Source organism: Synechococcus sp. KORDI-52 (assembly GCF_000737595.1).
Classification (GTDB): domain Bacteria; phylum Cyanobacteriota; class Cyanobacteriia; order PCC-6307; family Cyanobiaceae; genus Parasynechococcus.
The window spans coordinates 2,415,283-2,437,998 of record NZ_CP006271.1; the positions used below are offsets into that span (position 1 = coordinate 2,415,283).

A 22,716-nucleotide genomic window follows, 5' to 3' on the forward strand; every position below is an offset into this window, starting at 1 on the left:
CCGAACGATCCAGGTCCAAAAGCGTAGGCTGGGCGGCTGATTCGCCCTTTCCATGGCCCTCACCGAACTGCGCATCGCCTCACGACGCAGCCAGCTGGCCATGGTGCAAACCAACTGGGTCAAGGCAGAACTCGAGAAGGCCCATCCCGGCCTGAAGATCACCGTGGAAGCCATGGCCACCCAGGGCGACAAAATCCTGGACGTTGCCTTGGCCAAGATCGGCGACAAAGGCCTGTTCACCAAGGAACTGGAAGCCCAGATGCTGGTGGATCGTGCGGACATCGCCGTCCACTCCCTCAAAGACCTGCCCACCAACCTTCCTGAGGGGCTGATGCTCGGTTGCATCACCGAACGGGAAGACCCGGCCGATGCGCTTGTGGTGAACGCTAAGAACCAGGCCCACAAGCTCGACACCCTTCCCGAAGGTTCGGTGGTGGGAACAAGTTCCCTGCGCCGCCTGGCTCAGCTGCGTCACCACTACCCCCACCTGATCTTCAAGGACGTTCGGGGGAACGTGATCACCCGGCTGGAGAAATTGGACAGCGGCGATTACGACTGCCTGATCCTGGCCGCGGCAGGCCTGGGCAGGCTGGGCTTCGGCGATCGAATCCACCAGCTGATCCCTGGCGACATCTCTCTGCACGCCGTTGGTCAGGGAGCCCTGGGGATTGAATGCGTGGAGGGCAAGCCTGAAGTGCTTGAAGCCATCAAAGTGCTGGAGCACACCCCCACCTCCCAGCGCTGCCTGGCCGAACGCGCTTTCCTGCGGGAACTGGAGGGTGGCTGCCAGGTCCCCATCGGCGTGAACACCCGTTTCGAAGGCGATCAACTGATCCTCACCGGGATGGTGGCCAGCCTTGATGGCAAACGCTTGATCCGCGACCAAGCCAGTGGTGCCGCGAACAAACCCGAAGCCATTGGTATAGCCCTTGCGAACACCCTTAAAAGCCAAGGTGCGGGTGAAATTCTCCAAGAGATCTTCGAAAGTGTTCGTCCGGAGGCTTGAACCTGTACGTCGTGGATGGTTCAGCTCCGCCGGCGTTACTGGAGGGTGAACCTTTATCCCGACGTCTTGCCTCGATTACCTTTTTCTTTCCAGCTCTAATTCAAAGCCGGGCTTGTTTTTTAAAGGCAGCCTGGACACTGCAACGGAGAGGAGTTATTCGGCTTTGCAACGTTGCCAGCCCAAGCGACATCGACGCCATCAACAAGCGGACAGATCAGCTGCTTGAAAGTATCCATCGTTTGAGGACCACAGGCATCGTAGAAGAGCAAATCACCAATGCATATCTCAACCTCCCGGGGAAACTTACAATCAGAGGATATAAACAACTTGTCCACGCTGATCGCAGCGTAATCAATCTGCGCTTTTCAAGACCCGATGGACGCAGTGGGAGCGACGCCGGGATGATCGATATATTTCACCCTCAAAAGCTCTCGCCGGACTTTCGACACTTTTCTAGCCGCCTTCTCCAAGAAAAAGTGATAAGAGCGCTCATCCAAACTTCAAGCCTTTGCAAAGTTCAGACCAAATGCAGAAATCTTTATATCAACGATGGAGTGCAAGATACACGTGGCTTCCACTGCGACGGACGTTCAACCAAGTTCAAGTCGTTTTTATTCTTATCGGACGTCAAACATCTTGAAGACGGTCCTTACTGTTATGTCAGCGGATCTCATCATAATGACGCGTTATGGCAGAAGAACCGTGTGTTCAACGAAGCCAACGGCATTGACGCCAGTGAATTCACTCAACTCCGAGGCATTCAAGCCATTCCGCTGTTCGCCAATGCCGGAGACATGGTGATCTCCTCTCAAGCGGGTGCCCACCGAGGGCATCCTCAGATGGCTGAAGGATCACGCCGCGTGCTGGTGGCCATGTACTCCCCAAAAAGCGCAATCAAACTCTCCCGCCGTGAGCGCATGAATCAATCGCTGCGACGCTGGATCACCACCTGGTGATCCAGTGACCCCTAACCATGCTCCCAGCCGTCGGCTAACTGCGAATCTCCAGGCGTGTTCCCACATCAACGGCATCAAACAGTTGGCGGATGTGGCTGTTGAGCATGCGCACGCAGCCAAGACTGACGGCCGCACGGATCTGAACCCAGTGAGGCCAGGCCGTTCCATGGATTCCAAACTCGCCACGGCCATTGCGATGAAAGGCCATATAGCGATCGCCAATGGGGCTGCTGGGCCCGCGCAGCTCCCGCCGCTGACCCGACTTGTGGGTCACATAGATCGGATTGACCTTCTTGCTGAGGATGGCGAATTCCCCCTCAGGGGTGGGGGTCTTGGGATCTCCGATCGCCACCGGCCAGACTCCAAGCCTCTGCTCGCCCCGAACAAGGGCGATCTGTCGCTTGCCGAGGTCGAGCACGATGCGTGACTCGCGAGCAGGTCGCCGCAACGCCAGCTCAGCAGGTTCAGCAGCAAGGCATGGAGAAACGGACCCCGCCAACAGGCCAGCCATCAGAACCGGCGCCAACAACAACCTCATGAGACGCACAAGACCCGTTGGTCTCAACGTATTCATTGCGAGAGGAAAAAACAGCTGCAGCGCCTCTGAAGTCGAACTCTTCAGGATCTCTTTGATCTCAAGCAAGAGACCAGCGATCCAGCGGTACCCTTCTCCAAATCTCTCCTCTCCCTGTTGACCTCCACGGCGATCGCAACAGCGCGACCAACCCTGCTCGACGGCAAGGCCCTCAGCCGGGAGGTTGAATCCATCAGCTATCGCTTCAGCGACCTACTCAGCAACCGCAGAACCTTCCTGGCTGCAGCCTGGACGCTGCGCCGGCAGGGGATCATCTGCCTGCGCAAAGCGGCACCTGCTGGCTTGATCGCATCAATCAACAACGATGTAGGCCAACTGCTCGAAGAAATCGAATCAGGCGACCACGCTCGCCTTGCATCCCTGGCCTATCTCAATCTTCCCGATAAGCGGGTTCTGAAGGGCTACAACCAGTTCCGCGATGCGGATCGCTCCGTTATCAACTACCGGGTCAAGCGACCTGATGGACGCAGCGGCAGCGATGCGGGAATGATCGACATTTTTCATCCCGAGCGCCTCTCCGAAAGCCTCAACACCAGCATCCGCGCCTGTCTGCAGGAATCGATAATTCGGCGATTGCTTCTGGTGAGCAGCTTCAACCGAATGCGGGTGAAATGCCGAAATCTCTATTTGAACCGAGGTGTGCAGGACACGCGCAGCTACCACTGCGATGGACGCTCCCTGAAGTTCAAATCCTTCCTTTACCTCAGTGATGTGCAATCGCTAGCGGATGGCCCCTATTGCTTTGTGCCCAGGTCCCAACGCCGCCGACGGCTCTGGTGGCGCAACGCCCGCTACAACAAGCAGCACGGTCTGGGGCCGTTTGAATTCAGTCAGCTGCAAGGGGCTGACGCCATCGCCCTGTTTGCCAAGGCAGGAGACATGGTGATCTCGTCGCAGCGCGGTGCCCACTGCGGTCACCCCCAACACCCCCAGGCACGCCGCGCCGTCCTGGTGAACATGTTCCAGCGCTGATCCATAAAAAAGGCGGGGGTGTCCCCGCCTGATCAGAGGTTGAAAACCGGGATATTCAGTCCACCAGCTTGGGATCGATCTCAGCCATGTATCGGGCCTCGCAGCTCTTGATGATCTCAATCGCTTTGTCGGTGCCGAAAAATCCGTTGACCGAGCAGGTGCCAGGCTTCTTCAGATCCTTGTAGTGCTCCCAGTAATAGGTGGTCTCTTTCTTCCAGTGCTCACCGAGATCTTCCCAGCTCTTGATGTGATCCATGCGCTTGTCATCGGCGAGCACAGCGATCACTTTGTCGTCGACTTCACCCCCGTCGTCGAAGGTCATGATTCCGATGATGCGGGCTTCCACAATCGAGCCGGGAATCAGGGGTTCGGTGACACCAACGATTTCAATATCGAGGGGATCGCCATCCTCATCCCAGGTGCGGGGAATGCATCCGTAGGCGAAGGGGTAAGCCAAGGATGAGTAACCAACGCGGTCCAGCTTGAGATGGCCGGTTTCGGTGATCAGCTCGTACTTGTTGATCGTGTTGGAGTTGAGCTCCACGATCGTGTTGAGACGAAGTTCGGGTTCATCAGCGAAGGCCGGCAGCACGTGCAGCAGGTTGGGCATGCTGCGGCTGGGTGCCTGATCGAGGTTGGCCATAAACGGCGATGGACAGCGCGGCGCATCCTACGGGCCCCCTCAACCCGTTAAGCCGCAAGCAGCTAGGACGCCTGCTGGAGCCGATCAAGCTTGTTCTCCAGATAGTCGAGGAAAGCATCGGTGCTCAGGGGCCGTCCGCTGACCCTGTCCACCAGTTGATCGGCATTCACACTGCGTCCGAGCGGGTGAACATGCTCACGCAGCCAAGCCAGCAAGGGCGTGACATCGCCACGCTCCACATGCGCTTCTGGAGATCCGATGGCCTCCGCCATCGCTTCACTCAATTGGGCACTGATCAGGTGCCCCAAAAGGTACGAAGGGAAATAACCGAATAACCCCTCCGACCAATGGACATCCTGGAGACAACCCTCCGCATCGTTCATGGGACGGACTCCCAGAAACTCCTCATAACGCCGGTTCCATTCATCGGGGAGATCCTTCACCGCCAAGCCCTGCTCAAGCAGTGCAATCTCGAGATCCGTGCGGATCAGGATATGCAAGCCATAACTGAGTTCATCGGCCTCAACCCGGTTCAAACCAGGCGCCATCGGATTCATCGCCTGCCACATGTCCTGGGCGCCGCTGAAGGGAGCACCGGCCTGCGCAAAACGTTTCCACCACTGCTCCGCAAAAGGACGGCTCCGGGCCACACGGTTCTCCCAGAACAACGACTGACTTTCATGCACCGCCATCGAGGTGGCCTGTCCCAAGGGCCAGGCAAACCATTGGTGGCTCTGGTCCGGTAACCCCTGTTCGTAGAGGGAATGTCCCCATTCATGGGCCGTGGCAAGGAAACACGACAACGGCTGCCCTGGCACCACGCGCGTGGTGATGCGGTAATCCGCCGGTCCAAGCGTGATCGAGAAGGGGTGGGGCGAGCGGGCCATACAGGTGATGGCGGGATTGCGGCCCCAGGCACCGAGCAGCTGATCACAGAGATTTTGCTGACTAGGCTCCTTGAGATCCCAATCCGCTGATCGGGGGCGAGGCCGGGTGGAGGCCTGAGCAACCAAGTGCGGTAACCGTTGCCGTAGTGGCGCAAACAAGGCCTTGAGACGCTCCAGACGCAGATCCGGTTCGAAGGGTTGCGCCAGGGTCTCCCAGCAGGAGCGCGGCTCATCCAGCTGTTTGGCCTGCTCCTGACGCAGGTCAATCAGGGTCTGGAGCGCCGGTGCAAAGAGGCTGAAATCAGAGGCCGATCGAGCCTGCTGCCAACGGTTGTAGCCATCGGCCTTGGCCTTGGCCAGGGCGGCGACGAGTGCTGGATCGAGGGACTGCTGCCGCTGCAGGTCCTGCTCCAGCAGATCCAGATTGCGACCCTGCTCAGGGCATTGCTCAGCGGAGTTCCAGTGCTGACGCGCTGCAGCCAGCAGATCCGCATAGGCCGCAGAGCTCTGACGGGCATGAAGCTGGGTCGCCAGCAACGTGAGCTGCTCCCCCCTCCAGGACGCCCCGGCAGAGGGCATGCGGGTGTTCTGGTCCCAGTACAGGGTGCTCTGAATCGAGCCGAGAAGCTGCGTCTCTCTCAGATGGGCTCCCAGCTGCCCCCAAGCCGTTGCGGCAGAAGCCATCTCGCTCCCTTTTCCGTCACCCTAACGACACATCGAGTGGCATCGAAGCAACGATGCAGGCCATGGTGAAGCAGTTCAGTCGTCCTGGACCAATGCGCCTATTGATGCTGCAAGTGACCCTGGGGATCGCCCTGCCCATGGCGCTCTGGCCGCTCAAGCTGATCTACCGACAACCCGAGGCCGTTCGTTAGGGATCGGTCAGTTGATCTCACAGCGGCCTTGACACAGGGTGTCCAGGTCGGCACGCCCGGTGATCTGAAGCCGCCGATCTGCCCAGATTCCGTAGACCCAATCGACCACGCCACCGATCAGGGGCCAGCGCGTCGGGGCGTACAACCAACCAAAGCCGATAAGTCGGTACGCCTCACGGAAGACAGCCACATCACGCAGCACCTCCCCGGAACCAGCAATGGCATGAATGCGGCCCATGGCAACCCGGTAGCTGATGCCGGCATGGGCTTCAGGGTCGTAATCAGCGGCGTCGATATCGACAAACGCCAGCCGAGCCTGACGATCACGCCGCTGCAGAAAACGAACTTCGCGCACACACAACGGACAACCCCCATCGAAAAGAAGGGTCAATTCGGGGGCAGAGGGGCTGGCCATGGGGTCAGACGGAGCTGCAGCACGCAAAGTAAGAAGAGAACGCTGGAGAGCGGTGGGAGTGCAGCAGATCCTGCATCAGATCTCAGTTGAAACCCCGGGGCGGGGCTTCACCCGTCTGGACGGTCGCTTGAACACCTGGATCCGCAGCACGGGCTTTGAACAGGGCGTGCTGCACCTCACCTGTCTGCACACCAGTGCAAGCCTCACGATCAACGAGAACGCTGATCCACGGGTGCTGCACGACCTCGATGCATGGATGGCCGATGCCGTTCCGGAACATCGCCGTTATTCGCATGACGATGAAGGAGCCGATGACATGCCGGCCCACATCCGAACCGCACTGACCAGCCAGACCATGAGCCTGAGCGTCAGCAGGGGCCAACTGCTGCTGGGCACCTGGCAAGCCGTTTATCTCTGGGAGCACCGCAGCGCTGCTCACACCAGAACGATCGCCTGCCACCTCTTCGGTGAAGCATCGACCCGCCCCACTCCTGAGAGCAACACCCAGAACAGCTCAGCCACGCCGCAAACCCTGTTGAGCCTGCGCAATGGTGAACGGATCAATCAAGCCATTCAGGCGCGACACGATCCCAATGCCTGGGAAACCGACGACGGCATCGATACAGACACCGATCTGATGATTGACCGTTTACACGACTTGAGCGACTGACAGCTTCGATGCATGGAGCGGGTCACCCGCCGGTCACCTCAAACCAACCGCATTCGACGTTCTGACAGCGCTGTTCACCTGCGGGGAATCACGCTGATCTGGCTCCACCCGCGAACGCAGGCAACCAGCCATTGCAGAATTCATATAAGAATGATTATCATTCTTAAGCGAGCACTATCAGCCAATCTTGTTCGCGTTAGTCAGCCCCAGCAGGACGCTGCTGAGGCTGCTTTCTTTTCCCCCACCTCGAGAAACAGCACTGACAATTGCCCAATGACGTGAATCAAGTCTTCGGACAGGACTGCAATCCTTTCGCAGGTCATCCACAATGAACTTAAATTCTCAAAGATGAATGAGATAAATAAATAATCATGAATCAATCAAATGCCTCTATTGGCGAGACCTCACAGAGGTACGCACAAGAGATCCAAGCGACAGCAACCCGCTATAGGGCCGACCAGTTCAGTCATTCACCATCACAAGCAAGGCAGTAATCCTGAGCAATAGCTATCCCAAAACCAATAGAAATTAAAAACTTCGCTGCGGTACTTTGTCGAAAATAAATCAATTTCAACCGTCGCAGCAACAAAGCCGCTTCTGTTTGCTGCCGCGCAAGCAGCTCTCTTTTCTCTACACGTCGTACCACTAAAAGCTCAGGCTCTGGCTGCAACTTCAACATATGAAAGGCAATCTCGACTTTGATCGCAACGAAGTTTCATAACTGCTGCAACAGGACCTGGCAACAATACCTATACAAAAGTCCCCGACTCCAAAACATCCCCAATCAATTCAATAGTCCCGGAGTAAAACAAGGACTTTTCAGAACTAAATTCACGACCAAAAAGAGCATTAGACATTGTTACTACTACGGAAAGCTCCAGCACTTTGGCAAGATAACTCAAACCTCCTTCATCAATAGCAGCAAAAAATCCACTCAACTCCCTAAGCTCCGCCCGATTATTTTCAATAAATTGATCAGCCTCATTTTTCACGATAGAAGAGTATTTTTTCAATGCAGTACCAACAAACAAGACAATAGTGGCTTCTGAGCCCCTCGCAAAGTTCTGAGCATCACGCTTACTTTCGTCGTCAAGAGGCTTAAACGTCTCCTGGATAGATATCTGCACTGCTGGAGATTGCATCACCCACATCATTTGACTTTTCAAATCTGCTTCTTCAAAGGTTCCGATTCTGAATTGGCTTTGAGCCCACAAACTTGCCACAACCAAAGCGACGGAACTTGCTGTTCGAGCACCCATGATTCCGTACTGCCGCAAATGATCCGTCGCTTGCAGAAGGAGTTGCGACTTTCTCAGAGATTCATCACCCTCGGTAACCGTACATTGTTCCAATTTCTGGTCGCTGACCCATTCAGCAATGGATGCAGCCATCATCACAACCGCTTTTTCAAAATTCTCGCGGGATGGCTCTGAATCCTTTCCTGGAGCGTCAAGCATTTAGCATTCTGCGTCAACTTAAATTAGCGCTCGCATCAAGACTCGTGAGTTACAACCCACACAGCAAGACCATGCTAAGCAAGAGGTCTTGGGGCGAGGGAGTCTTTGCCCAGGTCAAAAGCGTGACCCGGCAACAGAACAACAAAATCAAATTTTTACAGCAAAATACTACTTCACAGAGCAATCACAAACCGCAGCAAATTGAAGAGTCGAATCTTGATTCCAACCCTGACGGCAGCGCTCGCATCGACCACAAGCATTCAAATCGATGACATCAATCACAGACCACCACACCACCTGATAAGCATGCTCACTGAACCTGCCTCTTACAGAAGCTACAACCATGGAAAAGTTGGCTCTGAGAGGATTCAAAAACGCCTTGAGCGTGCCTTCCCTCGCCAGAATGGTCAGGTGAATCAGCGAGCTGATGCCAGTTGAACGTCTCGACGCTGCCCAGAAGTCGGCACTCACCACAGCCCTGCCTAATTGGGTTGTGAACGGAGACAGGCTGCACCTCGATCTGCAGTTCAACAGCTTCGTGGAGGCCTTTGGATTCATGGCACAGGTGGCCTTGCTGGCCGAATCCAAAAATCACCATCCGAACTGGAGCAACGTCTACAACCGCGTTTCGATCGACCTGACCACCCATGATCTCGGCGGCCTCAGCAGCCTTGATGTTGAGCTGGCTGCCGCAATCAACGCGCTGCTGCCAGCATGAGTTCAGAGGGTTCTTGCCCATGACCACTGCACCAGCCACCTCCAACGTCCCCGTCACCATTCTCAGTGGCTTCCTCGGAGCGGGAAAGACCACGTTGCTCAACCACATCCTCACCAACCAGCATGGGGTGAAGACCGCGGTACTGGTCAACGAGTTCGGTGAAATCGGCATCGACAACGATCTGATCGTCACCACCGACGAAGACATGGTGGAGCTGAGCAACGGTTGCATCTGCTGCTCGATCAACGACGAGCTGATGGAGGCGGTGGAACGGGTGATTGAACGCCCCGAGCCGCTCGATTACATCGTCGTCGAAACCACCGGTCTGGCCGATCCCCTGCCGGTGGCCATGACCTTCCTTGGCAGTGAACTGCGGGATCAAACCCGCCTTGACTCAATCATCACGTTGATCGATGCAGAAAACTTCGACGACGTCGTGCTGGATACGGAAGTCGGACGAGCCCAGGTGATCTACGGCGACATCCTGCTGCTGAACAAGTGCGACCTCGTCTCCGAGGAGCGGCTTGCAGCTGTTGAGCAGAAACTCAGAGACGTCAAGAACGACGCCCGCATTCTGCGATCGGTGAAAGGAGACGTGCCCCTGGCCCTGCTGCTCAGCGTCGGACTGTTCGAATCCGACAAGGTGAGTGCCCCCTCCGACGATCCGAGCCTGGAACACAGTGACTGCGACCACGACCATGGCCACTGCAGCCATGACCACGAACACGGCCATGAAAACGGGCACGATCACGGTCATGACCACAGCCATCACCACGGACACCATCACCACAACCACAGCCATGGTGATCAGGAGGACATCGAGGGATTCACCTCCGTGTCCTTCCAAAGTGATGGCCCCTTCTCCTTGCGCAAGTTCCAGAATTTCTTGGACAACCAGATGCCTCAGGAGGTCTTCCGTGCCAAAGGAGTCTTGTGGTTCAACGAAAGCGAACGCCGCCACGTGTTTCATCTGGCGGGCAAGCGCTTCTCCATCGACGACACCGACTGGACCGGTGATCGCAAAAACCAACTGGTGCTGATCGGCCGAGACATCGACCACAGCACCTTGAGGGAGCAACTCCAGGCCTGTGTGGCACCGGATGCAGGGAAAGGTTTCACCTGATTCAGCAGAACCCAGGAATGCTGCTTATTGTGCGCGTCACGGGAGAAACCTCAATGGTCGAACCACTGCTGCTCGGAACGGTCTTTGTTCTCGCCAGCCTGCTGTTGTGGCTTCTGGCTGATTCCGATGACGACAACGGCGGCGGTGGCTTACGCCAGCCGGTGCTTGTACCCATCCCGGTGCGTCATCACCAACGCTGAAGACATCAATTCCTTTCACCTCAATCCTCCGCTGAAGCGGGGGATTTTTTATGCCAACGCCTGATGAAGAGGAAGCAACGTCACTCTGGCCCCATCCCTGAAGCTGAGGCGACAACGGGTGTGGGGAGGATGCACCTGATTGATCGGACAGTGGGCACGCACCAGCACATCCGCAACACGGAATCGGTACTCCCATGTATCCCCCAGAAATTCCCGGCCCAGGACGCTGGCCTCTCCTTCGGCATCGGCGACGACATTGATGTCGTGGGGGTCCACCAGCACACAGCAGTCACCGGAGGTTCTGCTGTCAGCCTGGACCCATGGGGCGGAAGCATCCAGTTCTCCCAGCAGACAGGACAACTGGCCATGGTCATGGGCCTGAACCGGAATCAAATTGCGCTGGAGCACAAAGGATCCAACAAAAGGCGTCGCCGGTGATCTCACGATCTCGGGGGGCGAGGCACATTGATGCAGCACGCCATCACGCATGACGGCAACGCGATCGCAAATCGCCAGAGCTTCTCCGGGGTCATGGGTGACGATCACGCCGCTCGCACCGCAGGCATCGAGCACGGAGGTGAGCTCACTGCGCAGGCGAAGCCTCACCTCCACATCAAGACTTGAAAAAGGCTCATCAAGCAGAACAACCCTTGGCGCTGGGGCCAGAGCACGTGCCAACGCCAGCCGTTGCCGCTGGCCACCTGAGAGCTGGTGGGGGTAGCGCTGCTCAAGCCCCTTCAGCCCCAGCAACTGAAATAACCAGGCCACGCGTTCACAGTTGGGATTCCGCCGGGGCAAACCGAAGCTGGCGTTCTGCCAAGCGTTCAGGTGAGGGAACAGGGCGTAGTCCTGGAACACCATGCCCACGCCCCTGCGTTCCGGTTCCATCCAGACCCCATCCCCAGCCACCATTCGCTGATCCAGCTGCACCGTGCCGCGGCGTGGGCGTTCGAAGCCGGCAATCAAGCGAAGCAGGGTGGTCTTGCCACAGCCGGAGGGGCCAAGCAGGCCCAACAGCTCCCCAGGCGCCACCTCGAGATCCACCCCCTTCAGGGTCCAGCCATCAGACGCATCGCCGTAGCTGTGCCAAACCCCGTTTAAAGCAACTGTTGGCTCCATTGGGAGCAGCTTTTCCACAGATCAGATGAAGCTTGGGAAGCGACCGAGCTTATGAGTGTGACAAATGATCGAAGCCGGTGTGCGGTTTGCACGCCCTGAATCAGATCCCCATCGTTTTTCGCCAGACTCATTCCATGGCAATGTCGCAACGCCATGTCGCGGCAACGGTGTCCGGCCCATCGCTGAAGTGAAGTTGCTGCCCAACCGGATTGTTGTTCCAAGCCCAACCCGGCTGGCCCTGATCCTGATTGCCTCCATCACGGGCCTGCTTGCCATCTGGCCGGTGCTGACGCTGGTGAAGGAGGCCCTGACGTCCTTGAACAGCGGCTTCAGCGATCTTGGCCCCGATGGCATACGACAGATCGTTGGCACCATCCAGCTGCTGCTCGGCACAGCAACGCTGGGCACCGTGCTCGGGACAGCCAATGGTTGGTTGCTGTGCAACTGCCGTTTTCCCGGTCGGTCATGGCTGCGCATTGCCCAGCTGATTCCCCTGGCAACACCGGCCTATCTCCTCTCGGCGATCCTCGTCGATCTGGGCAGTCGCAACAGCTGGACCATTCACGGCATGGGGTGGGGCATCGCTGTGATGGCCCTGACGACCTACCCCTATGTGTTCCTGCTGAGCACGGAAAGTTTCTCCGTCAGCGGTCAGAGTCAGCTGGAGGCATGTCGCGGCCTGGGGGTCGGTCCCTGGTCAGCCTTCCGGCGTGTGGCCTTACCCATTGCACTTCCCGCGATCGGAGCTGGCGTGGCTCTCATGGGAATGGAAGTGGTCAATGAGCTGGGTGCCGTTCAGCTTCTTGGCATACCGAGTCTCTCCGCAGGCATCCTGGAAACCTGGCAGTCCAACGGAGATCCTGCAGGGGCCATCAGCTTGGCGTTGATCACGCTGGTGATCGTGTTGACGTTGGTGATGTGTGAACGCAGCCTGCGCAGGCGCAGTCGACGCTGGAGCGATGGCGTGGCCGGCGGGGACGCAACCGCTTGGCACCTGCATGGATTCCGTGCTGGGGCAGCGCAACTGCTCGCCGTCATCCCTCCGGTCGTGAGCCTGGGGACCCCACTGGTGTGGGCCGCCAGCAACTTGGATCAGCTCCGAACTAGCTGGAACGACGATCTGATCAGCCTGAGCGGCCGCAGTCTTTTGCTGGCCCTTGTTGCTGCCGTTTTGGCGGTAACGGCAGCGCTGGTGCTGGCCATCGCCAAACGCTGGTCCAGCGCCCCATGGCTGAAAAGCCTCACCTTCCTGGCCGGAACGGGCTACGCCATCCCTGGCACCGTCCTGGCTCTGGCCTTGTTGCTCACCGGCGCCCCATGGCAAATCGCCCCCTTGCTCCTGCTGCTGTGGGGCTACAGCGATCGATTCCTGGCGGTGGCGAAAGGGGGTCTGGACGCAGCCCTGGAGCGAATCAGCCCGAGCCTCGATGAGGCCGCTACGGGGATGGGGTCACCTTGGCAGCGCGTGCTTCAACGCGTGCATCTGCCCCTCTTGCGCGGACCGATCACCGTCGGGCTGCTGCTGGTGTTTGTGGACACGGTGAAAGAGCTTCCCCTCACCTTCGCTCTGCGGCCTTTCGACTTCGACACGCTCTCGGTTCGGGTGTTCCAGTACGCCGGCGATGAACGGTTGGCCGAAGCGATGTTGCCGGCCCTGATGATCCTCGTCCTCGGGCTGATCGCCGCTATGGCCTTGGTGCCGACGCTGGATCACGCCTCGACACGCGAGGGCCCGTCATCCCCGCAGCAACCGCTCTGAGGCATTGCGCTGAAGCAACCCGGCACGGGTGTTGAGACGGAGAGGGAGTGTTGACCAGGAGAGCGGCCGTCCTGAAGACACGGCGTAGGTGGTCTCCCGGAGGGTGCCCCTGCCCCCATCGATCTCCAACAAGGTGAAGGTCTGCTGGGCTGGCGCTCCACCATCCAGCAGGCGCCGGGGGCCACTGCCCAAGGCGCCGAGCTGGATCAGATCGAGCTGGCCGCGACGGCTGGAGAACCAGGCGTGGTGATGACCACTGATGTAGGCCTGCACGCCGGCGGCGTCCATCAAAGCCTGAAGCGCACGTCCCCGCTCCAACACCTCGCCGGGGCGATCCTTGCCCAGACCAATCCCAGCCAGGGGGAGATGACCCACCACAAACCGAGCACGAGCCCTTTGTGCCTGGGTGCTGGCCAACTGCTGTTGTGCCCAGACCAGCTGATCCTCAGGAACACGGGCTGAGCTGGCATCCCAGACCAGCCAGAAGATCCCGTTCTGCAGCACCGAGTAGCGAAACGGGAACTGTGAGGCATCCACAAACGCCAATCCCATCCGTGAACGGATCGGGGTCCAGAACCGACGCACAGCGGCACGATCCGCGGGGAACCCCGGTGAACCGTCATGGTTCCCAATCGCTGGCAGCAATGGAACGTTCGCCGCCTGAAGCCGCTGCAGAACGGACGATTCAAAGCCGCGCCACATGGCATCCAGCTGCTGGCCGCTGAGGCCTCGCATCTGACCCGCGACCATGTCGCCAGCACACACCACCAGATCCGGCTGCAGGCCAATGAGCTGATCCAGCCCCTGATCAACGGCAGGGATGTAGCGGGTGGAGCCATAGCTGCTGTTGAGATCGCTGATCAGGCCAACCCGTTGAACAACTCCCCTGGCGGCGCTCAAGGGCAGGGCCGCTGCAGTGAAGCCGGTGCCAAGCACCACCTGCAGCATCCGGCGACGACTCAGCAACACAACAGAACAGGGGTCAGCATTGGCATTTCAAACGTTGGCCCAGCATCCGATCAGCCACCAGTGCCCCGCTGGCAACAACATCGGCCAGAGTGGAGAGGAGTCGGTAGCTGAGAACCACCGCGAGCAGCTGCGCCTCTGGCACGGCAGCACCCAAACGCAGCAGCAGGATGGCCTCAAACACCCCGAGTCCCCCGGGCGCACCAGGCACCACCAGCCCAACGGCGTAGGCCAGTCCAAAGGCCGCAAGCCAGGTGAATGGTGCCGGACTTTGAATACCGAAGGCCTGCACGCTGCACCAGAACCCGGCAAAGCGGCAGAGCACAAACAGCAGCTGAAGGCTGAGGGGCCGCCAGGGATAGCCGCCTCGGCCGCTTCCCTCATGTTCCATGGGCCCACTGCACACTGACTGCAATTGCGCCGCCTTGGAACGCTCCAGTCGACGCAGAAGGGGCTCGCGCCAGCGGGGAATCATCAACAGCGCGGGGAATGGTGCCAGCAGAGCAAGGCCCTGCTGCCATCCACCAGCAACCACAACGAGAACGGAAGCCGCCACGATCAGGAGTGGATCGAGGATCACCCCGGCCAGGGCAGGGCCGCCGCCAATCACTGGACGCAGCACCCGGACCCGCTCCACCAGATGCCAGATCCCACCCGGCAGGTACTTGAGCAGGTTGCTGCGCACAAACAGCGGCACCACGGCGAGGCCCTGGGGAGGGTGTTTCAACCAAACGAGCAGATCCCTCCAGGCCACGCCATTGATCAGGATGCTGAGCCAGGTGAGGCCCAGCCCCAGCACCAGCCACCACCAACCGTTGGCCACCAAGCTCAGCTGGCGAAGTTGACCCGCATGCTGGGCCAGGGCCACAGCGATGAAGATCAGGCTGGCCAGCGTGATCCAGAGCTTGGGTTGACGGAGAACCTTGCCCATCAGGCCCAATCTTCCGTGCTGACGAACGGTGCAACGGCCACAGCAGCCCGCAACTCATCGAGGGCACACCCGGCGCTGGCCTGAAGGGCTTCAAGGGCATCCGCCTCAGCTTTGACCGTGCAACGGCCATCGGGGCGACGCACCTGTTTGGCGGCGACGGGGCCCCAAGGGGTTTCGAGCACACCCTGCCGCCTCGGTAACACCCAGCGTCCCTGGCGCCGCTCCCGCAGGCCGATGCTGCTGCCAGCACTGAGCCAGAGGCTGCGGATCCGATCGGCATCCCCATCCCGCACCAGCGCCGTCACCAACTGGCCACTGCGTCCCTTTTTCATCAGCAACGGCTGCGCCGCCACATCGATCGCTCCTGCATCACGCAAGCGATTGGTCAAGACCGCAACCTCCTCAGGAGTGGCGTCATCAATCCAGGCTTCCTGCACGATCAACGACTCCCAACGGGGACCTTCCTCCGCATTCGCCGCTGGAGTGTGCAGCACAAGACGCACCAGGTTGGGGCGATCAAGTTGGCGATGGCCGAGGCCAACACCAACCTTTTCAGCCACCAACCGTTCAGGAGCAACAAACTGATCCGCCAGCACCGACACCAACGCAAGCCCCGTGGGCGTCACCAACTCTCCCTTGGGCAGATCTCCGCCCTGCAGCAGAGGAATGCGGTGACATCGCGCCAGTTCCAGCACGGCAGGAACGGGCACGGGCAACAGGCCGTGGGCGGTCTCCACAGTTCCGCTCCCCGCAGGCAACGGGGAACAGACGATCCTGGCTGGATTGAGATCATCCATCGCCGCACAGACGCCCACCACATCCACAAGGGCATCGATGGCCCCGACCTCATGGAAGTGAACGGCCTCCACTGGAGTTCCATGCACTGTGGCTTCGGCTTCCGCCAGACGGGTGAACACGGCGAGCACCCGTTGCTTCAGCGATGGTGCTAGGGCAGCTGCATTGATCTGATCACGGATCCCCGACCAGTGGCGGTGGGGCGGCTGATCCTCAAGGCCCCGCACATCAACGCGGACCCCCCGGAGACCGCCGCTGCGCGCCTCCTGCTGGCTGATGCGATAGCGCCCTGCCAAACCAAGGGCCGCCAGAGGCGACTCCACCACGGCCGGGTCCACGCCCAGATCCAACAGGGCCGCCAGGAGCATGTCCCCTGCCAACCCCGTTGGTGCATCAATCCAAAGAGCAGTCATCGGCCCAGACGCGGGGCCGCCTCCAACAGAACACCGGCCTGCTGGTCAAGCGCCTCACGCTGCTGACGCAACTGCTGTTCAATCTCCCGGCGGGCGCGACGCTGCTCCCGTTGAGCCGTGGCCACGTCATGGCCCGACAGTCCCCACAGCCGTCCCAGCAAGGCACGGTCATCGGCCCCACCACGGGCCTTGCCGAAGACCACGGTTTCAGCGGCGATGCCCGCTTGAAGCACCCGGCTCCAACGGCGTAGATCCTCAAGGGGCATGCGAACGCTGTCCGGCACAGCGAACTGCGTGGCACCGCTGCTGCGTAGGCCTGCACGCACACAGGCCAGGGTGCCGACAAGCACCTGCTGAACAGGAAGTTGCTCCTCTTCCGCGATCAGAACATGACCCGCCTCATGCACCGCAATCCGACGCAAACGCTCCTGCCCACCGGGCAAAGCTTCGGCAAGGATGTGCCCGCCCATGCCTTCCCAGGTGGCGGCATCAACACTGAGGGTGACCAGGGCACCCCCGACTGCCACCACGATCCAGGCGGCGGACAGACCCAGGGCAGGACCAAAGGCGCCGAGGGCAGTGATGCCGGCAACCGCGACGCCAGCCCGTAGTGCCCCCGTGGAGCCCTGCCCCCCCTCGGCCATCAGCTGCGAGCGCGGGAGGTGGCACGGCCGCGGCCTCCCTTGGACTTGCCACCGCGCGTCGGCATGGGAGCCATCACTTCGTGCTGTTCGAGGTGCAGTTCCTGGCCCTGGCGGCGCAGGTCGAGGCTGACGAAGTGACGCAGGTGTTCCAGGGGAAGCTCGCCCTTGATCTGGAGCTTGAAAGGAAGCGGACGGTGGCCGTCGGCACGGGCCTGCTGCCGCACCTTCACCACCATTTCACCGGTTTCAGGCTTGGTGAAGATCAACTCGCCTCGAACAGAGAAGTAATCGTCTCCCTCTGGCAAGGTGTCGGAGGCATCGGCCTGATCCGGAGCCAGGGTGCTGGGTTCCCAGACCCCTGCGATCTGAAGGTGCAGATGATCGCTTTCACGACTTCTGGGATACACGACCCAGAGGTGGGGTTGATCCAGGGGCAGGTGCCGTCTGATCAGCGTGAGCACACGACCCAGCACAACGGTTTCCAGGGGGACCCCCTGGTCATCAGTCAACGTGCCGCGAGTGAGTTGCTCGGGATCGGTTGGAGCGTATGTGCCCCGCACAAGACCAATGGCCCGGTACTGCAACGGCTCGGTGACCGGGGGAATCGGATGGGCGCGCATTGATGGATGCAGATCCGGGCGGAGTAAAAGCCCTTGTGAAGACTGTAGCCAGCCCACCGCAATCCCCTCAGACTGAAAGTGCTGATTCGAGATCGGATGCAGAGCCCGCATCGGATTCTGTTGCTGCTGGCCTCGATGGTTGGGGCTGCACTGGTCGGTTGGATTGGCGCTGCCTCCATGGCCCCGGAAACCCGTGCGGGAGCAAGCAGTCAGATTGAAGATCAGCAGGTCGAAACGCTGATGGAGCAACTCGAGGGGAATGAGGTCCGCAACAATGCAAAACGGCTTCTGCTCTTGGAACGTCTCATTGCTCTGGAACGCCTGAAAGAGGCCGAAGCGATCCTGGAACCGTGGCTCTCAGCACAATCCACACCGCGCGAACTGACACTGTTCAAAGCAGAGCTGCAACGCCGCAATGGTCAGCCTGACGCGGCCCGGCGCAGCCTCAAACAACTGATGCGCCTGCATCCAGATGACCCACAGATTTTGCAGCTGCTGGTGTTTCTGGATCAACAGCAAGGCCGTCAAGCCCAGGCGATGGCCGAGCTCAACACCCGTTTCCAAGGCTTGAAGCCGGGCCAGCGTCTGCAGATCGGCCTGCTTCTGGCCGATCTGCACCGTCAAAGGGGAGCCCATTCAGCAGCAGCCCATCTGTACCGCCAACTGGCTGACGAAGCACCAACCGACGCAAGGCCCTTGCTGGCTTTAGCCCTGCTGCTGCAGGAGCAAGGCCGTAACGACGATCTTCAGGCTTCCTTGAAGCAAGCGCGGCAACGGCGTGATGCCTCTGGGCGAATCAATCCTTTGATTGATGTGATGGCCGGCCAACTTGGATTGGACTCCGCACGCCAACCCCCATCCCCATCTGACCAACCCCCAGCTAGGGAGATTCAGGCGGGTTCTGATAGGCCTTGAGCGCCGCATCTATGGCATCGGAGGGCGGAGTGGCGTCATCCATGGCCGTCGACCTTCTGATCCTGTTCAACAGATCCATGGGATTGGACGCATCAAGGATCGAGCCGCTGTCGTTGGTGTTTCCGTAGAAATCTCGTTCTTCGCGGTTCTGATAAGGGGCTTCCACCTGGGCCCATGCGCCACGCGAGCCAGCTGTCGCTATCAACCCAAATAGGACCAGCTGCGCGACAGCCACAAGACGGCGGGACATCGGCTCAGCTCATATTGAACTGATGCTAAGGGTCTCTGAGCCCACCGGATCAACCGTGCAGATCACCACCTGGAACGTGAACTCGGTTCGCACGCGATTGAATCAGGTGCTCAGCTGGCTGGAGAAGGAGCGACCGGATCTGCTCTGTTTGCAGGAAACCAAGGTGGATGACCCCCTGTTCCCTGTACAGGAGTTCAAATCCGCTGGCTGGCATGTGCACATCCATGGCCAAAAGGCCTACAACGGCGTCGCCCTGATCAGCCGAGAACCCCTGGACGATGTGCGCTGTGGATTCCTGGGAGAGCTTCCGGATGATGCTGAAGCGGCAGATCTCGGCGCACAGAAGCGCGTCATCAGCGCACAGCTGGATGGCGTCCGCGTGGTGAACCTTTACGTGCCGAATGGATCGAGCCTTAAGTCAGAGAAATACCCCTACAAACTGGCCTGGCTTGGCTGCCTGAAGCGCTATCTCGAGGCCCAGGAGGACCGTGGCGAACCGCTGTGCATGGTTGGCGACTTCAACATCGGCCTGGAATCGCGGGATCTTCCCGACCCCAATCGCCAGACCGGGGGAATCATGGCCAGCGATGCTGAGCGCAAAGCACTGCGTGCTGCCCTGGGTGAGCGACTTCAAGACGTGTTCCGGGTGTTCGAACCGGATTCAGGCCACTGGAGCTGGTGGGACTACCGCAGCGGCGCCTGGGATCGGGACCGCGGCTGGCGCATCGATCACATTTATCTCTGCGATGAGCTGTTGGGGCTTGCCCGGAGCTGCGTCATCCACAAAGGCATGCGCGGCAACCAGCAACCCAGTGATCACGCACCCGTCAGCGTTGACCTTGACTGGCCGCCATCCGATGACGACGACAGCGATGACCCGCTGTTCTGAGCCAGCTCAGTAAAGCTCCACTACGGCAGGCAACGTGACTCTGCGTTTGGCCGCTTCCCCACAGGTGCGCGGCGTGGGCAGCACCTTGCCGGGATTGGCACGGTTATGCGGATCGAAAGCGGAACGCAACAGCCCCATTGTTTTCAGGTCGTCAGGGTTGAACATCCAGTCGAGATAGCAACGCTTATCAGCCCCGACGCCATGCTCGCCACTGATGCTGCCGCCTGCATCCAGACACACCCGGAGGATGGCGGCACCGAGCTCCTTCACGCTTCGCTCCACATCGGGCTGGTCCAGCGAATAGAGGATCAGAGGATGAAGATTGCCATCGCCGGCATGGAACACGTTGGCCACCGGCAGGCCATGCTCCCGGCTGAGCCGCTCAATCGCCGCAAGCACCGAAGGAAGACTGCTGCGAGGCACCACACCGTCTTGAACGTAATAGGTGGGCGTAATTTTTCCCACCGCTGAAAACGCTGATTTACGCCCTTTCCAGAGCACAGCGCACTCCGTGGGGGCCTGGGCCCGCCGCAGGGCACGGGCCCCTGCGGCACGACAAAGAGCGTCGGCCTGCTCTGCGGACGCCTGAACCTCTGCGACTTGCCCGTCAAGCTCGATTAACAGAACCGCTGCCGCATCACGAGGGTATTCGTCGTAGCCGAAGAAGTCATTGACCGCGTTGATGGTGACGTTGTCCATGATTTCCATCCCCGCCGGCAACAGACCGGAGGCGGTCACGGATCGAACGGCTTCCCCTGCCGCTTCCATCGTGGCGAAATCAGCCAACAGCACATTCACACACTCCGGTGCCCGGAGCAGCCGCAGAGTGATGGCCGTCGCAATGCCCAGCGTGCCCTCGCTGCCGATGAATGCACCGCGTAAATCAAGTTCGCAGGATTCCGACAATCCATTGCCCAATTGGGTTGTGGTTCCATCAGGAAGCACAACCTCAAGCCCCAGCACGTGATTGCTGGTGACGCCGTACTTCAGACAGTGAACCCCGCCTGAATTCTCAGCCACATTGCCGCCAATGCTGCAGACCACTTGACTGGAGGGATCCGGAGCGTAATAAAAGCCTTCTCCGGCTACGGCCCGCGTCACCCAGCTGTTGATGACCCCAGGCTGAACCGTGACCCGATGGTTCGCCAGATCCAGGTCGAGCACCCGACGCATGCGGCTGGTCACCACCAGAAGCGCCTGCTGCTCCACCAGTGCTCCCCCCGAGAGGCCTGTGCCGCTGCCCCGAGCCACGAAAGGGACACCGTGTTGATGGCAGCAACGGAGCACCGCAGCAACCTGTTCTGTTGTTTCTGGCAGTACCGCCAGGGGCGGGCAGTGGCGCTCGAGGGTCAATCCGTCACAGTCGTAACTCAACAGTTCCTGACGTTTGGCCACAACGGCTCGAGGGGGCAGGCAGCGGCGCAGATCCCGCTCCAGAACTGAGAAGTCGTGGACCACAGCGAACTCGTGCTGGTCAAAGACTACGCATCAAAAAGCGCGCGAAGTGGGGAATTAAGAAACACAGCAAACGGAACCGGACGTTCCTGAGTCAGGATGTTGCCGGTTTGCATCAGCCCTTTGGCGTCGGTTCCAGTGACAGCTCCCGCGTTGAACACCAGCCACTCCCAGGCCATTTTCGGCGCAGCACAGGCTCTGATGCCTGGTGGGGTCAGCTCCCCAGTGCGGGCGTTCAAGTCGGTTGGCGGCCAGCCGATCGTGTTCGATCGGGTCAAGGGTCCCTACGCCTGGGACGTGGATGGGAATAAATACATCGACTACATCGGCAGTTGGGGGCCTGCCATTTGCGGACATGCCCACCCCGAGGTGATCGCAGCGCTGCAGGAGGCCATTGAAAAGGGAACAAGCTTCGGCGCTCCTTGTGCTCTGGAGAACACCCTGGCCGAGATGGTGATCGACGCTGTGCCAAGCGTTGAAATGGTGCGTTTCGTTAACAGCGGCACCGAGGCCTGCATGGCTGTCCTGCGCCTGATCCGTGCCTACACAGGCCGAGACAAGGTGATCAAGTTCGAGGGCTGCTATCACGGCCATGCCGACATGTTCCTGGTGAAGGCGGGCTCCGGCGTGGCCACCCTTGGGTTGCCCGATTCCCCAGGTGTCCCGCGCAGCACCACCGCCAACACCCTGACGGCTCCCTACAACGATCTGGAGGCCGTCAAGGCGCTGTTCGCTGAGAACCCGGACGCCATCGCTGGTGTGATTCTCGAGCCGATTGTTGGAAACGCCGGCTTCATCCAGCCAGAACCTGGCTTCCTCGAGGGCCTGCGGGAACTCACCAAGGAGAACGGAGCTCTGTTGGTGTTCGATGAAGTGATGACCGGATTCCGGATCAGTTACGGCGGTGCTCAAGCCCATTTCGGTGTCACTCCAGACCTCACAACCATGGGCAAAGTCATTGGTGGCGGTCTACCCGTGGGCGCCTACGGCGGCCGCGCCGAGATCATGGGAATGGTGGCTCCGGCGGGCCCGATGTATCAAGCCGGAACGCTCAGCGGCAATCCCCTGGCAATGACGGCCGGCATCAAGACCCTGGAACTGCTCAAGCAGCCTGGCACCTACGACAAACTCACCGCCACCACCCAGAAGCTCGTGGCGGGCATCAAGGATGCCGCCCAGGACGCGGGCTTGCCGATTACCACCGGCAGCGTGAGCGCCATGTTCGGCTTCTTCCTCTGCGAAGGCCCGGTCCGCAACTTTGAAGAAGCCAAGGCCACAGACGCAGAACGTTTCGGCAGGCTGCACCGGGCCATGCTCGAGCGGGGCGTCTACCTCGCGCCTTCCGCCTTCGAAGCCGGTTTCACGTCCCTGGCTCACTCCGACGCCGACATCGAAGCCACGATTAACGCCTTCCGCGAAAGCTTCGCGGCTGTGGCCTGATCA

General features: G+C 59.8%; 27 protein-coding genes. 13 read left to right on the plus strand and 14 right to left on the minus strand.

Annotated features, from left to right (window positions below):
- Nucleotides 1–52 precede the first annotated feature (52 nt).
- Together hemC and KR52_RS13980 are read left to right on the plus strand one after the other, a co-directional pair.
- Entirely contained in the window at nt 53–1,006 is a 954-nt protein-coding gene (hemC, locus tag KR52_RS12340) for a hydroxymethylbilane synthase (protein ID WP_038556323.1), read from the plus strand.
- Complete coding sequence (locus KR52_RS13980; protein WP_216725524.1) at nt 1,003–1,962, plus strand: hypothetical protein; 960 nt, start codon at nt 1,003–1,005, stop codon at nt 1,960–1,962. The genes hemC and KR52_RS13980 overlap by 4 nt, the downstream gene beginning before the upstream one ends.
- Before the next feature lie 34 nt (nt 1,963–1,996).
- Here the strand turns inward: KR52_RS13980 and KR52_RS12350 are convergent, their stop codons facing one another.
- Complete coding sequence (locus KR52_RS12350; RefSeq protein WP_371257685.1) at nt 1,997–2,488, minus strand: L,D-transpeptidase; 492 nt, start codon at nt 2,486–2,488, stop codon at nt 1,997–1,999.
- A 165-nt stretch (nt 2,489–2,653) separates the two neighbouring features.
- Here KR52_RS12350 and KR52_RS12355 point away from each other — a divergent pair, with 165 nt between their 5' ends.
- Nucleotides 2,654–3,529 carry a hypothetical protein gene (locus tag KR52_RS12355; RefSeq protein ID WP_253912410.1) on the plus strand — a complete coding sequence of 292 codons (876 nt, stop codon included), beginning with the start codon at nt 2,654–2,656 and terminating at the stop codon, nt 3,527–3,529.
- Between the two features lie 55 nt (nt 3,530–3,584).
- Here the strand turns inward: KR52_RS12355 and KR52_RS12360 are convergent, their stop codons facing one another.
- Together KR52_RS12360 and KR52_RS12365 are read right to left on the minus strand one after the other, a co-directional pair.
- Nucleotides 3,585–4,172: an inorganic diphosphatase gene (locus KR52_RS12360; protein WP_038556328.1), complete on the minus strand. Its 588-nt coding sequence runs from the start codon at nt 4,170–4,172 to the stop codon at nt 3,585–3,587.
- A 62-nt stretch (nt 4,173–4,234) separates the two neighbouring features.
- Nucleotides 4,235–5,743, minus strand: coding sequence for a carboxypeptidase M32 (locus KR52_RS12365; protein WP_038556330.1), 1,509 nt, complete (start codon nt 5,741–5,743; stop codon nt 4,235–4,237).
- Between the two features lie 62 nt (nt 5,744–5,805).
- Here KR52_RS12365 and KR52_RS15300 point away from each other — a divergent pair, with 62 nt between their 5' ends.
- Entirely contained in the window at nt 5,806–5,934 is a 129-nt protein-coding gene (locus tag KR52_RS15300) for a hypothetical protein (RefSeq protein WP_256382180.1), read from the plus strand.
- 7 nt (nt 5,935–5,941) lie between these two features.
- Here the strand turns inward: KR52_RS15300 and KR52_RS12370 are convergent, their stop codons facing one another.
- Nucleotides 5,942–6,349, minus strand: a complete 408-nt coding sequence (locus tag KR52_RS12370) for a thiol-disulfide oxidoreductase DCC family protein (protein ID WP_038556332.1) — start codon at nt 6,347–6,349, stop codon at nt 5,942–5,944.
- A 52-nt stretch (nt 6,350–6,401) separates the two neighbouring features.
- Here KR52_RS12370 and KR52_RS12375 point away from each other — a divergent pair, with 52 nt between their 5' ends.
- The gene (locus KR52_RS12375) at nt 6,402–7,019 is read left to right on the plus strand and encodes a secondary thiamine-phosphate synthase enzyme YjbQ (RefSeq protein WP_038556334.1); all 618 of its coding nucleotides are present in this window, start codon (nt 6,402–6,404) and stop codon (nt 7,017–7,019) included.
- 466 nt (nt 7,020–7,485) lie between these two features.
- Here the strand turns inward: KR52_RS12375 and KR52_RS12380 are convergent, their stop codons facing one another.
- Both KR52_RS12380 and KR52_RS12385 read right to left on the minus strand, forming a co-directional pair.
- A complete protein-coding gene (locus KR52_RS12380) occupies nt 7,486–7,698 on the minus strand; it encodes a hypothetical protein (RefSeq protein ID WP_038556336.1) in 213 nt (70 codons plus the stop codon).
- Between the two features lie 70 nt (nt 7,699–7,768).
- Nucleotides 7,769–8,410 (minus strand): hypothetical protein, encoded by a 642-nt coding sequence (locus KR52_RS12385; protein WP_216725525.1) that lies wholly within the window; start codon nt 8,408–8,410, stop codon nt 7,769–7,771.
- Here KR52_RS12385 and KR52_RS14690 point away from each other — a divergent pair.
- From KR52_RS14690 to KR52_RS12400, 4 genes are all read left to right on the plus strand, one after another.
- Entirely contained in the window at nt 8,401–8,748 is a 348-nt protein-coding gene (locus KR52_RS14690; protein WP_216725526.1) for a hypothetical protein, read from the plus strand. The two genes, KR52_RS12385 and KR52_RS14690, sit on opposite strands and share 10 nt — an antisense overlap.
- Nucleotides 8,749–8,903: 155 nt before the next feature.
- Nucleotides 8,904–9,194, plus strand: coding sequence for a 4a-hydroxytetrahydrobiopterin dehydratase (locus KR52_RS12390; protein WP_038556340.1), 291 nt, complete (start codon nt 8,904–8,906; stop codon nt 9,192–9,194).
- A 19-nt stretch (nt 9,195–9,213) separates the two neighbouring features.
- Nucleotides 9,214–10,317, plus strand: coding sequence for a GTP-binding protein (locus KR52_RS12395; RefSeq protein WP_038556342.1), 1,104 nt, complete (start codon nt 9,214–9,216; stop codon nt 10,315–10,317).
- Between the two features lie 17 nt (nt 10,318–10,334).
- A complete protein-coding gene (locus KR52_RS12400; protein ID WP_038556344.1) occupies nt 10,335–10,517 on the plus strand; it encodes a hypothetical protein in 183 nt (60 codons plus the stop codon).
- A gap of 48 nt (nt 10,518–10,565) precedes the next feature.
- Here KR52_RS12400 and KR52_RS12405 read toward each other — a convergent pair whose 3' ends face one another.
- Nucleotides 10,566–11,636, minus strand: coding sequence for an ABC transporter ATP-binding protein (locus KR52_RS12405; protein WP_038556346.1), 1,071 nt, complete (start codon nt 11,634–11,636; stop codon nt 10,566–10,568).
- Between the two features lie 64 nt (nt 11,637–11,700).
- On the opposite strand from KR52_RS12405, the gene KR52_RS12410 reads away from it, so the two are divergent.
- Nucleotides 11,701–13,395, plus strand: a complete 1,695-nt coding sequence (locus tag KR52_RS12410; protein WP_253912411.1) for an iron ABC transporter permease — start codon at nt 11,701–11,703, stop codon at nt 13,393–13,395.
- On the opposite strand, the gene KR52_RS12415 is transcribed toward KR52_RS12410, so the two are convergent.
- The 5 genes from KR52_RS12415 to KR52_RS12435 are packed head-to-tail and all read right to left on the minus strand — an operon-like array spanning nt 13,372 to nt 17,764.
- Complete coding sequence (locus tag KR52_RS12415; RefSeq protein WP_371257686.1) at nt 13,372–14,364, minus strand: metallophosphoesterase; 993 nt, start codon at nt 14,362–14,364, stop codon at nt 13,372–13,374. The genes KR52_RS12410 and KR52_RS12415 overlap by 24 nt on opposite strands.
- A 13-nt stretch (nt 14,365–14,377) precedes the next feature.
- The gene (locus KR52_RS12420; RefSeq protein ID WP_038557355.1) at nt 14,378–15,292 is read right to left on the minus strand and encodes a lysylphosphatidylglycerol synthase domain-containing protein; all 915 of its coding nucleotides are present in this window, start codon (nt 15,290–15,292) and stop codon (nt 14,378–14,380) included.
- On the minus strand, nt 15,292–16,500 hold the full coding sequence (gene larC / locus KR52_RS12425) for a nickel pincer cofactor biosynthesis protein LarC (protein WP_038556350.1): 1,209 nt from the start codon (nt 16,498–16,500) through the stop codon (nt 15,292–15,294). Before larC ends, KR52_RS12420 begins: the two co-directional genes overlap by 1 nt.
- Entirely contained in the window at nt 16,497–17,144 is a 648-nt protein-coding gene (locus tag KR52_RS12430; RefSeq protein WP_038556352.1) for a hypothetical protein, read from the minus strand. The genes larC and KR52_RS12430 overlap by 4 nt, the downstream gene beginning before the upstream one ends.
- On the minus strand, nt 17,144–17,764 hold the full coding sequence (locus KR52_RS12435) for a hypothetical protein (protein ID WP_038556354.1): 621 nt from the start codon (nt 17,762–17,764) through the stop codon (nt 17,144–17,146). Before KR52_RS12435 ends, KR52_RS12430 begins: the two co-directional genes overlap by 1 nt.
- A 96-nt stretch (nt 17,765–17,860) precedes the next feature.
- On the opposite strand from KR52_RS12435, the gene KR52_RS12440 reads away from it, so the two are divergent.
- Nucleotides 17,861–18,679: a lipopolysaccharide assembly protein LapB gene (locus KR52_RS12440; RefSeq protein WP_038556356.1), complete on the plus strand. Its 819-nt coding sequence runs from the start codon at nt 17,861–17,863 to the stop codon at nt 18,677–18,679.
- Here the strand turns inward: KR52_RS12440 and KR52_RS13885 are convergent.
- Nucleotides 18,645–18,929, minus strand: a complete 285-nt coding sequence (locus tag KR52_RS13885; RefSeq protein ID WP_071840255.1) for a hypothetical protein — start codon at nt 18,927–18,929, stop codon at nt 18,645–18,647. The genes KR52_RS12440 and KR52_RS13885 overlap by 35 nt on opposite strands.
- 22 nt (nt 18,930–18,951) lie before the next feature.
- Between KR52_RS13885 and xth the strand changes: the two genes are divergently transcribed.
- The gene (xth, locus tag KR52_RS12445; RefSeq protein WP_038556358.1) at nt 18,952–19,818 is read left to right on the plus strand and encodes an exodeoxyribonuclease III; all 867 of its coding nucleotides are present in this window, start codon (nt 18,952–18,954) and stop codon (nt 19,816–19,818) included.
- Between the two features lie 6 nt (nt 19,819–19,824).
- On the opposite strand, the gene KR52_RS12450 is transcribed toward xth, so the two are convergent.
- Nucleotides 19,825–21,276 carry an FAD-linked oxidase C-terminal domain-containing protein gene (locus tag KR52_RS12450; protein WP_038556360.1) on the minus strand — a complete coding sequence of 484 codons (1,452 nt, stop codon included), beginning with the start codon at nt 21,274–21,276 and terminating at the stop codon, nt 19,825–19,827.
- Nucleotides 21,277–21,411: 135 nt separating this feature from the next.
- Here KR52_RS12450 and hemL point away from each other — a divergent pair, with 135 nt between their 5' ends.
- The gene (gene hemL, locus KR52_RS12455) at nt 21,412–22,713 is read left to right on the plus strand and encodes a glutamate-1-semialdehyde 2,1-aminomutase (protein ID WP_051834441.1); all 1,302 of its coding nucleotides are present in this window, start codon (nt 21,412–21,414) and stop codon (nt 22,711–22,713) included.
- The last annotated feature ends 3 nt before the right edge of the window (nt 22,714–22,716 follow it).